Genomic DNA, 10596 nt, shown 5'->3' with positions numbered 1-10596 from the left:
TGGACTCTGCTACAAACCTTCTGAAATTACTCACCCTAACTCTGTATGGCGATTCACCAGAGCCGAGAGTTTGATACCGTTCGTGCCGACTGTTTGTTTGCGCCGTGGACTAAACAATGAGATCAAAATGCGCCCCGATGTCGCGAATGCAACAACAGTCCTTTGCCCGAAGAGACGCGATGATGCGGTCGCTCGGGATGGGTTTGACGTCTCGTTAGCGTGGTTCAAAATCGGGAGTCAAATCTACAGAGAGTCCTCTGCGGCCTCCTTGAGGGCAATCAGTAGCATCTCTTTGTCCCACGAACCGTCGTGGCGACGGCCGTTTATAAAAAAGGAGGGAGTGCCGTTAACGCCGCTTCGAACACCGCTCATGAAATCCTCACGCACACGGTCGACATAGGTATGCTCAACGAACACTTCACGGGAGAAGCGTTCGACGTTGAGACCGAGTTCTACCGCGTATTCACGGAGGTGATCATCATCAAGTGCGTCCTGGTTTTCGTAGAGGGTGTCGTGCATCTCCCAGAATTTCCCCTGTTCACCGGCGGCTTCGGCTGCCTCCGCAGCGTGTTCTGCATGTGGATGGACAGTCGTCAGGGGGAAGTTTCGAAAGACGAAACGGAGCCGATGGCCGAGTATCCTTTGAATATCTTTGATAATCAGATAAGCACGACCACAGTGAGGACATTCGTAGTCTCCGTACTCGACAAGTGTCACGGGTGCATCCGGTGATCCCTGAATGTGATCTTGCTCATTCACCGGAACCACGAGTTTTGGCGTTGACGCGAGGGGAGTCGTTTGGCTCATCCGCCGTCACCCATGGTTGATGAGCCCTCCGAAGCGGTGGGTCGAAGATCTTCGAGCGCGGTGAGAATCCCCTCCGCTCCTGGATTGACACCCACGGGCGAGACGTGACTCCACCGGATTTCTCCCTCGTCGTCGATCACGAACAGGGCACGCTCAGCTGTACCGTCTTCATCCCGATAGACACCGTAGGCGTTAGCGACATCGCCTTTCGGTTCAAAATCTGCGAGCAATGGGAATTCGAGATTTCGAGCGTCTGAGAACGCAGCATGACACCAGACGCTATCGACCGAGAGCCCGAGTAACTGCGCATCGTATCGTTTGAATTCCGATAGAATCTCGTTGTACAGTGCCATCTGATCGCTACAGACCGGGCTCCAGTCTGCGGGATAGAACGCAAGAATCACGGGCTGACCGCGAAGTTCACTCAATGAAAGCCGTTGGTCAGGTGTGGCATAGAGCGTAAATTCAGGCGCTTGTTGTCCGGAATCGAGTACTTCCGTCGGATACGCCTGAGTACCATACTCGAACTCGTAATCTTTTGCACTCATGTCTCATCCCCCTTGTCAACGAGATCGATATCCGCCTCCCGTAACTGGCAAGTCAGTCGGTCAAGCACTCAATTCACCCCGATTGGTCTGACGCGTTCGGTACTCCGTGTGCTCATTGCTCGTCATGGGGCATGCTCCCCATGTACTATTCTCCGTGCGAATAGTTAGCACTACAGGTTGCTCTGACTACCCAGTCATCTGCCGATGTGATCTATCGGTGACGAGGTCACTTTGTGGTCTCCAAGGCGTTAGTGACGAGTTTTTCGACGCCTCTCCGAATGCGTTTCGAGCATGCCTGCGAGCTGACACCAAGTTCATTCCCGATGTCATCAAGCGTGACGTCGCTCGGTGATTTGAAGTACCCATGATCGGCAGCTACTGCGAGAGCCTTACGCTGTTTTGAAGTTAATCCAAAATCCCCGCCATCCTCGTCCGTGTCAGATAGCGGAACCACGCGTTTGACTTGAATGCCGATTTCGTTGTCCGTACAGAAGTCAAAGAAGTTTTTCAGCTCGTTTCTGTTGCTGAAGAGCGTCTGGAGCTTCCACGTAGTATCCCCACTCGCTTGGAGCAAAATCCCATCTGATTCGAGAATACCGGTGAATATGTTTGTCTCTTCACTCGACTGAATTCGATAGAGGACGTGGTCCCCGATCTGATCGATCCGTTTGAGGCTCTTGATACACTGGTACCCTCGGAGTGTCTCCTCGAATCGAGCTGAATCGTCGTCTTCAGCCCAAAAATATGGAGTGGCACCCCTCTCTATCGGGACTACCTGTTTGAGTTCAACGTGCCTTGGGAAATTTCGAGAGAGAACTTCCCCGAAGTGAAACTCCTCCGAAGAAAGTGTGAACTCGGCCAAGACGCTCATAGTTCACCTTGGTTGCTGTAACGGTTATAGGTGCGTATTGCTTCCCCGAGAGGAAACGCCGTCCAGATCGTACATCCCGTGATGAGGGCCATGACAGGGAACAATCCCACTACTAGGTGGGTGTCGTAGATTCTCTGGCTGTTCGGTCACCACTTTGCCAGCGACGCAGTCGTATTGCGAGCGCGAGCAATAACACGCCAAAGACGATCGCGTATGCGGCAATCAACCAGACTACCGCGAGTGCGCCGGGGCCGGGCAAAAAGACGAGAAGCAATCCGAAGATCACGGACGCGACGCCGCTCAGCGCGAGCCACCACTCACTTTCGAGCTCCCGTCGGAGTTTGACCGCCGCGTACAGCTCGAAGGCCCCAGTCACAAGAGCCCACGCTGCGATGACATACAGCAGTGCTATTGCTGTAATGTTTGGCCACAGGAAAGCAACAATCCCCGCAATGACGCCGAGGATCCCCTCGAGAAGAAACGGCCACGCAGTATCGCGATTCTTGGAGGCCCGGTACGCACTCACAAAGGCGAACACACCGTCAACGATAGCGTACGCCCCGAACAGAATAACCAGTACGAACAATGTGATTCCCGGCCAGACGAACGCCAGTATGCCGAATACGATCACCAGGACTCCTCGGAGCGCAACTAGCCACCAGTTCTCGCCCGTGACAGTCAGTATGCTTTCTGTAGCGTGGCTCATACTACCTTCACCCGGACTGTGTTAACAACTCGCACACGGAAATAGAGGGAAGTTGCTGAGACAACCCGTTTATAACTAGTTTGAAGCCCCAGAGGTGAGCTGACAAAGAGGGCCAACTGATAGGACGATAAAAGGGAGCAATTGTGCCGAGAGATCAGGATCGTGGAATCCCGTCAAACCTCCCGACTCCGGAGGGGTCCCGGTGGTGGCAGACAGAGCACGTCTATAGTCTGCGCTCAGTTCCCGGAAGAGAAGACGCGTCATTGAACACATGGATCACCCCTTCTGAGGTCCGTACCTCATACCCCATCTCAGTTGTTACACACAGATCACACATAGGTGGTGAGGTTCACGATTCCCGTTCTCGGGTTCTATTCGGGGCTGAAGCACTCTTCGTCTTGTTTCTGGATGCTCCAAGACCCGGGGTGCTCACTGTGTTCTACGAGTTCTGGCACCAGTGTTACTTGGAAACACAGCCGGTGGCGTCGTTCTAGTCGCCTTCGCGAGCTACGCCCAGTCCGAGCAACGCCGGTATCCGAAGATTCGCTCCTTTCTACGCGCGAATTGCTGTTCAGTTTGAAAGGCGGCCATCCGTTCGATTCTCCACAGCCGGGGATCCACCTTCCAGATAGGGGTGGTGAATCCGAATCTGTGTCCGACCGACCAATCGATGAAAGTAACGGAAGCGCAGTCCTGTTGGGTATATCGCTAGTCGTTCGCGACACGGGAAGCAGGTCATCCTGTCCGAACGTGGAACCCATATTACCGTCGTCCGAGAATCGTATCGGCGGTTGCAGCGCCGATCATGCTAAAGATGGCGCTTATACTAATTGCTCTGAGGGTCACCGCGTTGGTCACAGCGAACGTCGACGGAGCGGCAAAGGCGAACGCGAGCAGTCCGACTGAAAGGTACGAAACCAGAATGAGCGAGAGAAATCGACGGGGGATAACGCCACCGAGTCCGATATCGCTCTCGATGCTAAGATTGTGCTGCGTATCCGCTTTGTACAGTAGTCCATATCCGGTGAGGAAGACGATCACCATCGTGAAAACAACGTGCGGAACCTCCATCCGCTCGGCGAGGCGCCACGTTTCCTCGGTTATCACGAGTGGTCCCGCCACGAAGAGACCACCGACGATTTGCTGTACGAGATCACTAAGTTTGAATCGCGGCGTTCTCGGCATACGAGTTCCATACAGCAGCAATTGGTAAGGTACTATCCTGATACCATCGTCTTCAATAATCGTTTAGCGAGCTTACTCCGCGTATCAATCGAGTGTAGATGGATTTGTAAATCAGCATCTGTGAGATATCAAAGAAACGAGACGATTTCAACAAATATCTGTGGAAGACAGAAATTCAGCTCAAATCATCAGACCGAATTAAACCATTTCAACAACAGGGCCCTCATAGTCTGTATCCACTTCGGTAGGGTTCGACAACAAGCAAACCATTATCTCATCACTAGTGTAGGCGAGTCGATGATCCGTTCGTACCCGGGTACCGTCATTACGTTGTTTAACGGTCTGACCGGTCCAGTAATCCGAAGATTCACTGCCCGGAATATCCGGGGAAATCTGCTCTTTGAGAGTGCTGGTTTCTGCCTCATCCCGATAGAGGATGGACCAATGCTTCCCAATCAGTTCATTAGGAGTGTATCCGAGAATGTCCGCATACCGTTTATTAACGTATACGAACTCCCCGTTAACATCGATTAGGCTAATGCCTTCGTCAACGATTTCGATAGCTTCGTAAACCCGCTGTATCTGCTGGTCAGTTCGGTATTTCTGAACCAAATTCCGGATTCGGTTTGCCAAGAGCTCATACTGTTCTCCGGCTGCTGATTTTTGGATGTAGTCAGACACGCCAGCACTGATGGCCTCGCTTGCGATCTCCTCTGACCCCCTCCCGGTGACGAGAATAAATGGCAGGTCATACCCCTGTGTACGGACTGTCTCCAATAAGTCGAGTCCGTCTATCTCGGGCATTTCGTAATCACTTAATATACAATCCACCTCGTTTTCGGCAAGATACTGAAGCCCTTCCTCGGCGGAGGTACGCACTGTAACCTGGAACGTGGGATCGATCCGGTTCAAATAGACCTCCATCAACGTGCAGAATTTTGATCGAAGAAGAGAAACGATCACGGCTTGTGAAATCCTTATCATCCCCCATTGACGTTTGAAATCCTTCTGAATTATCATTTTCTCCTATTGATACTATACTGACAGTATCAGGTGTAACTGTAACCATATAATCCCCCCAAGAGAAGGTCACATGACAGGTATTACCGTCGCAACTCTGGAATAGTTCATCTAATGCCTCCGGATCGAGGGCATCACCCAACGGCGCTAGATCGAGCTCGTCAACCAAGTCAGTCTCTTCGACGCCATAAACTCCAGCCATTGCTCCAATAACGGCATCGCTCGGCTTTCCATCAATTTCGTGTTGCATCGTCTATCTATTCGACCAGGTCTGCAATCAGCGCTACTCTCTCTATTGAGATAGTTTTTTAAGTGGCGGACGGTTAGATTCGAAACTCACCGGCTTCGTATGCTGCTTCTATGAGTTTCGCTGTCCCTCGGCGGAGCCTCTGCGAGAGAGTTGCCACTGATTCCGAGAAGGACCGCCAGTTCAGCTTGTTCGATATCTCGAGGTATTTCGAAGTATCCCTCGTCAAAGGCCGTGATGAGCGCATCCGATTGTTCGGCTGTAAGTAGTTCTTCATTCTCAATTGCTGTTGGATTAGTTATGGATCGGAGCGTGAGCGGAATATCATTTTTCCGAATTCCGTTTCTGAATATGGCTAAATCCCCATGATTTTTGAACTGAAGCTGAAATTCCCACTTTTCTGCCGATCCCCTCGCCGCGAGAATTCTAGCATCAGCATCAAGGAGTGCTTGGAGAAGCCCGTTGATGCTGGAGTTCCATCGGAGTTCGCACAAGATCCGACCGTCGATGTCAATCAGCGTCTCAACCTTTTCGACGGCCGATGCCTCGTCAAGTATTCTCGTGATAGCATCGGAATCAGCACCGCTTATCCGGAGCTGGGGAATAATCTCGTCTTCTCGCAAAGGGACTAATCGCTCAAGTTCAATCACAATATCTGGCTCAGCGGTGAACAGTTGCCCCAGCGTAAACGACTCGGCCGGCACAGAGATCTCGGTGATTGTAATCATAGCCAGCTATTGTCCCGGTGTGGGGGTGCGTGTTTGGCCCTTCATCATGGTGACTTCTTCGGCAGAGACGTAGGCCCCCAACCATCATTATTTTTACTGAGCGACGAGTTCAGACGGTTTGAGTCATCAGCGAAGACATTCAAACGGCTAAGCACGGGATAGAGTAGCACCTAACCGTCGACCAGTTAGGACTTCTCAGTACAATCGGTGGTTTCTCCTCTTGCATAGCCTCATTCGAGGCTACCTCGGCATATTCGGAGAAGGTACTTGGCCGAAGAGACGGAACAGGATTGGTCTCCGCAACGAACCGTGTGGGTACACCCAAGCGAAGACTGGAATAATTCGACACGACCGATATCCCACCGGAGAGTGCATTTAGTGGGACCCCGCCCAACGTACAGGAGTCATGGTACCCACACAACCCATTATCTCATTGCTGGTTATTTTTGCACTGTCACTACTGATCGTCCGGATTGGATCGATCGCACTTCGAATGACGGGGCTCTCTCCGGACGTCGCCTCGTTTCAGTCGACGTCGGCGTTCTCCGGCGCTGGATATACAACAGAAGAGGCAGAACAGACAGTGGCGACATCAGAACGGCGAAAGATCATCAAGGCGCTCATCCGACTGGGAAGCGTGGGGTTAGTGAGTGTCATCGCGTCCCTCGTCCTCTCGTTCACCGATTCTCAGGGAGGAAACGGTCTCAACCTCGTCTATATCCTTACCGGGGTCGTTCTACTTGTTCTTGCCGCGCGCAGTGAGTGGTTGAATCGACTGCTAACCCCGCTCATCGAATGGTCGCTCGAACGGACAACGGACCTCGAACTTCGAGATTATACAGAAATGCTCGGCCTTCAACGAGAGTATCGCGTTGCGGAAATCGACGTGGAGGAGGACGACTGGCTCGCAAACACAACGCCAGACGAGTGCGACCTTTCTGATGAAGGGATCCTCCTACTCGGAATCCAGCGGAATGGTTCCTACGTGGGGGCGCCCGGTTCAGACACGGAAATCAAGCCCGGTGACAGCGTATTGCTCTATGGAAAGGAAGACCGGCTACAGGAACTCTCGGAGCGTAATGCAAGCGACGTGCAATCGCATAAAGATGCTGTTGAAGAACACGAAGAGGAACTCGAAACGGAAGACCGGCTCATCAAGTGAGGACATGGAAACCCTCCGCGAGTACATCCACGACCTCCCCGAGGGCGCTCGGCAGATCCAACCAGGAGACGACGAGTAGCGGGCGAGTGCTGTTTTTCGTCGCCTCAGGAGATGTGGAGGCGACCAGGAGTGAGCGACACAGGAGAACACGACCCAAATTCGAGCGAGCTGTCCCCAGAACAGCGTCTCGACCCACCGAATACGCGACTCATCAACGCAGGTATCGCCACGATCAACGACATGGAGACGTTGCGAGCGTGCGTTGCCTACGAGAACGACCACCAGCAACGCGTCCAGATTCTTCGCCGGCTCGATGACCGAGCCAGCGAGCTTCGGTCAGACGATACCTGAATGGACGCTCACGGGCTGTTTGTCGACGCCATCAGTGGTGGAGGCTTCGAACTAGATGAGCGACCGCCCCGAGATTGAGATTCAGCGACAGACTGCGTTCGGTAAGAACGGCCAGCTCGAACTGGCCGAGACGAGCGTCGAGACCTCGCTCGAGGACTTCGGTGCAGACGTCGATCATCGCGACCGAGACTCGCGGCTCGATCGCCCCGAGGCTAGTGAGTTCGGCGTCGACGACCGGCCAGAAGTAGCGCAGTCCTCAACAGGAGACCAGTCGACGCTCTTCGCGGATACTGACGCCGACCAACAGACGCTCACAGGTGACGAGGCAGCGATGCAGTGTCTGTTCGGTGATTAACCAACACGCAGTCCCATTTTCTACTTATGTTGGTTAATCTTAGCGAGGTCTATCGTGCCCCGGAGAGCCCTGCGGGGCGACGGAGTCCCGCAGGAGACTCCTCATGGCCATTCACGACAGCGCAGGCCCAGTTAGCAACAGTTCTACTGAGACACACACTGATGCCCGACAGGCGGCGTACGTGGCGTTCCTCCATCGGGTTCCGTTTACGATCGATGCGCTGACCCTCGGCTTCCTCCCTGGGTTTCGCGAGGACTGCACGTATCAGCAGTCGCAATTCGATACCCTCGAGTGTCCAGTGGGGATGCTCGACAACGATTTTCGGAATCCCGATCTTGATCGGTACGTCGATCGGGCGCTCGAGTACGAGCCCGACGTGGGTGTCATCGGTGACGCCTACGACGCTACAGAAGCACAGATGTACGTCGACACGATTCGAGAGCTCCAGGAGAGCCTGCCAGAGACGGAGTTCATCATCGTCCCGAAATGCCGGACCGCCATCGAGGCGATTCCTAATGATATCGTACTTGGCTACTCGCGAGGCTACGCGGACACACTTGCCCATGAGTTCTCCGACCCCGTCGACTGGCGGGGCCGTCGCGTCCACATCCTTGGTGGCAGTCCACCCAAGCAACTCGAGGTCGTGGAGCAGCTCACCCAACCAACGCTGACGGGGGACCCGCCGGCCGACATCGTCGGCCTCGACTGGAATGGTCTGCATCGCGGGGCGCAGTTCGGCGAGTTCTGGACGGCCGACGGCTGGGACGACAGTGGTCGCGACGCCGACCACGTCACGGTCCGGAAGACGGTCCGGCATAGTCTCAGCCGGCTCAAGGGGTTCTGGCAGGACCACGGCGTCTGGCCCGATTCGACACCCCAGGCGGACGAGACCGAACTCACCTATTCCGGGCCCACGCCGGGCGATATCGAGAGCGCGGCGTGTACCGAGTGCTGCGCGAACGTATGGACAGTCAAGCGGGGTCCGTATGTTGCCGAGTATGATACGGGCGAAGTCTGTGGGTACTGCTGCTATGAGTGCTACTTCTCGCACCGGCATCGGAACAACCTTGAGGAGATTGCCGGTGATCGGAGCGTCTACATCCCGCCTGCGTGACGCAGCGTCCTGTTTTTCGCGCCCTCCGGAGAGGACGAGGGCGTGCTAGATCAGGCCCTCCGAGATGGTGATTTCCGTGAGTCAGCAACAAACTGCAGACGACGTTTCAATCGATGAGATTCCAATCGATATCTCGAACACCCCATCCGGGGAGATCGAACCGACCGACGTGCCCACAGAAATCGAGTCGATCACCCGTGGTCTAGCGAGCGAACAGCCACCGACGAACCCACTGGTCGTCCTCAAAGCGGCTCGCTGGTGGTACATCCACGGCAAAGGCGGATCCGATCCCGCGTTCCGATGGGCCATCGAGTGGGCACAGCACCTTGCGACAGACACGCCGAGCGACGTAGAGATGTTCGACGAGTATCTCGAGTACCTCGTTACAGTCGGGTTCGCGGACGAACCACACGAACTCCGGTAACTCTCACGGGGAGTTGTTTTTTGCGCCCCGAAGGGGTGCGGCGCGTTCTGAATCGGCGCAGTTGCGGTACTTCGAGTCCTGAAAATCATGGCTACGAGTAGTGATTCGTCGGTCTCGTTCGAGGAGACCGACACTCGACACGACGAGATGCACAGTACCATCGAAGCGTGGATCGACGACCTCGTCGACCACGTCGACGATGCACAAGCAAGTGAGGAGTTCCAGGAATGGTTAGACGTCCAGAGTCGGTTCCACGACTATTCGCACCGAAACACGCTCCTCATCAAGCTCCAGTGTCCCGAGGCAACGACAGTCGCAGGCTACAACACCTGGCGGAACGAGTTCGACCGGCACGTCCAGGAGGGCGAACAGGCGATCTGGATCTGGGCCCCGATCATTACGAAGCAGTGCCCGGAATGCGAGAACTCGCCCAGCTACCACGAGGACAGCGACTGTGCGTACGACGAGACGCCGCCCGACGAGTGGTCGAAGGGACTCGTGGGGTTCAAACCGACCGCTGTCTTCGATATCTCCCAGACAGAGGGAGAGCCACTCCCCGAGCTAGAAACGGAGGCGACTGGTACCACTGCTGATCTGGTGCCCGCACTCACAGAGGCTGCGGATGCACTCGGCGTGACCGTTCGGATCGTCGATGCCGACAAGTGGGCGCACGGCGAGGCGAAGGGCATCTGTAAGTACCGGAGTCTCCACGACCTTCGACCAGTGGTCGAGGCGAAAGCCCGGACGAACCAGGCCGACCTGGCGGTCACGTTGCTTCACGAGTATGCCCATGCGCTGCTCCATTTCGACGGCGACGGTGAGATCGAGCGAGCGAAGCGTGAGGTCGAAGCCGAGGCCGTTGCGTACATCGTCGGGCGGTACTGGGGCCTCGACACGAGCGGGTCGGCGTTCTATCTGGCGGCGTGGGAATCGGACGACGCCGAGGTCGTTCACGAGCGCCTTGGCCGTATCAGCCGAACGGCAGCAGAGCTCATCGAGGTCCTTGGCGAGTGACCTGGCGCTAACTCCCGGCTGACGTCTTCTCTAACGCGCTTGATCGCTCGCTCTCGTGCGGTCG

13 protein-coding genes and 2 pseudogenes are annotated in these 10596 nt (G+C 55.0%); 7 read left to right on the top strand and 8 right to left on the bottom strand.

The window, feature by feature from the left end:
• Positions 1 to 243: 243 nt before the first annotated feature.
• From NKI68_RS18550 to NKI68_RS18520, 8 genes and pseudogenes are all read right to left on the bottom strand, one after another.
• On the bottom strand, positions 244 to 807 hold the full coding sequence (locus tag NKI68_RS18550; protein WP_254544620.1) for a DsbA family protein: 564 nt from the start codon (positions 805 to 807) through the stop codon (positions 244 to 246).
• Positions 804 to 1355: a redoxin domain-containing protein gene (locus tag NKI68_RS18545; protein ID WP_254544619.1), complete on the bottom strand. Its 552-nt coding sequence runs from the start codon at positions 1353 to 1355 to the stop codon at positions 804 to 806. Before NKI68_RS18545 ends, NKI68_RS18550 begins: the two co-directional genes overlap by 4 nt.
• 226 nt (positions 1356 to 1581) lie before the next feature.
• Positions 1582 to 2226 (bottom strand): helix-turn-helix domain-containing protein, encoded by a 645-nt coding sequence (locus NKI68_RS18540; RefSeq protein ID WP_254544617.1) that lies wholly within the window; start codon positions 2224 to 2226, stop codon positions 1582 to 1584.
• Between the two features lie 112 nt (positions 2227 to 2338).
• The gene (locus NKI68_RS18535; protein WP_254544616.1) at positions 2339 to 2932 is read right to left on the bottom strand and encodes an HdeD family acid-resistance protein; all 594 of its coding nucleotides are present in this window, start codon (positions 2930 to 2932) and stop codon (positions 2339 to 2341) included.
• A 762-nt stretch (positions 2933 to 3694) separates the two neighbouring features.
• A complete protein-coding gene (locus NKI68_RS18530) occupies positions 3695 to 4117 on the bottom strand; it encodes a DUF2391 family protein (RefSeq protein ID WP_254544615.1) in 423 nt (140 codons plus the stop codon).
• Between the two features lie 198 nt (positions 4118 to 4315).
• The gene (locus tag NKI68_RS18525; RefSeq protein ID WP_254544614.1) at positions 4316 to 5137 is read right to left on the bottom strand and encodes a response regulator; all 822 of its coding nucleotides are present in this window, start codon (positions 5135 to 5137) and stop codon (positions 4316 to 4318) included.
• 40 nt (positions 5138 to 5177) lie between these two features.
• Positions 5178 to 5387: pseudogene (locus NKI68_RS23850) on the bottom strand (HalOD1 output domain-containing protein); the annotation flags it as partial.
• An 86-nt stretch (positions 5388 to 5473) separates the two neighbouring features.
• Positions 5474 to 6112: a helix-turn-helix domain-containing protein gene (locus tag NKI68_RS18520; RefSeq protein ID WP_254544613.1), complete on the bottom strand. Its 639-nt coding sequence runs from the start codon at positions 6110 to 6112 to the stop codon at positions 5474 to 5476.
• A 406-nt stretch (positions 6113 to 6518) separates the two neighbouring features.
• Here NKI68_RS18520 and NKI68_RS18515 point away from each other — a divergent pair, with 406 nt between their 5' ends.
• The 7 genes and pseudogenes from NKI68_RS18515 to NKI68_RS18490 all read left to right on the top strand — a co-directional run bounded on the left by NKI68_RS18515 (position 6519) and on the right by NKI68_RS18490 (position 10532).
• Entirely contained in the window at positions 6519 to 7274 is a 756-nt protein-coding gene (locus NKI68_RS18515) for a TrkA C-terminal domain-containing protein (protein ID WP_254544612.1), read from the top strand.
• Positions 7270 to 7353: pseudogene (locus NKI68_RS23975) on the top strand (DUF7389 domain-containing protein); the annotation flags it as partial. The gene NKI68_RS18515 and the pseudogene NKI68_RS23975, both read left to right, overlap by 5 nt.
• Positions 7354 to 7385: 32 nt before the next feature.
• Positions 7386 to 7625: a DUF8129 domain-containing protein gene (locus NKI68_RS18510; protein ID WP_254544611.1), complete on the top strand. Its 240-nt coding sequence runs from the start codon at positions 7386 to 7388 to the stop codon at positions 7623 to 7625.
• 55 nt (positions 7626 to 7680) lie between these two features.
• Positions 7681 to 7980 (top strand): hypothetical protein, encoded by a 300-nt coding sequence (locus tag NKI68_RS18505; protein WP_254544610.1) that lies wholly within the window; start codon positions 7681 to 7683, stop codon positions 7978 to 7980.
• Positions 7981 to 8083: 103 nt separating this feature from the next.
• Positions 8084 to 9094, top strand: coding sequence for a DUF6610 family protein (locus NKI68_RS18500; protein ID WP_254544609.1), 1011 nt, complete (start codon positions 8084 to 8086; stop codon positions 9092 to 9094).
• 76 nt (positions 9095 to 9170) lie between these two features.
• The gene (locus NKI68_RS18495) at positions 9171 to 9518 is read left to right on the top strand and encodes a DUF8013 domain-containing protein (RefSeq protein ID WP_254544608.1); all 348 of its coding nucleotides are present in this window, start codon (positions 9171 to 9173) and stop codon (positions 9516 to 9518) included.
• Between the two features lie 87 nt (positions 9519 to 9605).
• The gene (locus NKI68_RS18490; protein ID WP_254544606.1) at positions 9606 to 10532 is read left to right on the top strand and encodes an ArdC-like ssDNA-binding domain-containing protein; all 927 of its coding nucleotides are present in this window, start codon (positions 9606 to 9608) and stop codon (positions 10530 to 10532) included.
• Positions 10533 to 10596 lie beyond the last annotated feature (64 nt).

Origin of the sequence: Halomarina pelagica, from assembly GCF_024228315.1 — an archaeon.
GTDB lineage: Archaea > Halobacteriota > Halobacteria > Halobacteriales > Haloarculaceae > Halomarina > Halomarina pelagica.
Note: the sequence above shows the minus strand (reverse complement) of the source record. Positions and strands in the feature narration are given on the sequence as shown.

Excerpts from the sequence above, each read along its gene's own strand:
- NKI68_RS18550 (WP_254544620.1), bottom strand. The coding sequence starts at position 807 with ATGAGCCAAACGACTCCCCTCGCGTCAACGCCAAAACTCGTGGTTCCG.
- NKI68_RS18545 (WP_254544619.1), bottom strand. The coding sequence starts at position 1,355 with ATGAGTGCAAAAGATTACGAGTTCGAGTATGGTACTCAGGCGTATCCG.
- NKI68_RS18540 (WP_254544617.1), bottom strand. The coding sequence starts at position 2,226 with ATGAGCGTCTTGGCCGAGTTCACACTTTCTTCGGAGGAGTTTCACTTC.
- NKI68_RS18535 (WP_254544616.1), bottom strand. The coding sequence starts at position 2,932 with ATGAGCCACGCTACAGAAAGCATACTGACTGTCACGGGCGAGAACTGG.
- NKI68_RS18530 (WP_254544615.1), bottom strand. The coding sequence starts at position 4,117 with ATGCCGAGAACGCCGCGATTCAAACTTAGTGATCTCGTACAGCAAATC.
- NKI68_RS18525 (WP_254544614.1), bottom strand. The coding sequence starts at position 5,137 with ATGATAATTCAGAAGGATTTCAAACGTCAATGGGGGATGATAAGGATT.
- NKI68_RS18520 (WP_254544613.1), bottom strand. The coding sequence starts at position 6,112 with ATGATTACAATCACCGAGATCTCTGTGCCGGCCGAGTCGTTTACGCTG.
- NKI68_RS18515 (WP_254544612.1), top strand. The coding sequence starts at position 6,519 with ATGGTACCCACACAACCCATTATCTCATTGCTGGTTATTTTTGCACTG.
- NKI68_RS18510 (WP_254544611.1), top strand. The coding sequence starts at position 7,386 with ATGTGGAGGCGACCAGGAGTGAGCGACACAGGAGAACACGACCCAAAT.
- NKI68_RS18505 (WP_254544610.1), top strand. The coding sequence starts at position 7,681 with ATGAGCGACCGCCCCGAGATTGAGATTCAGCGACAGACTGCGTTCGGT.
- NKI68_RS18500 (WP_254544609.1), top strand. The coding sequence starts at position 8,084 with ATGGCCATTCACGACAGCGCAGGCCCAGTTAGCAACAGTTCTACTGAG.
- NKI68_RS18490 (WP_254544606.1), top strand. The coding sequence starts at position 9,606 with ATGGCTACGAGTAGTGATTCGTCGGTCTCGTTCGAGGAGACCGACACT.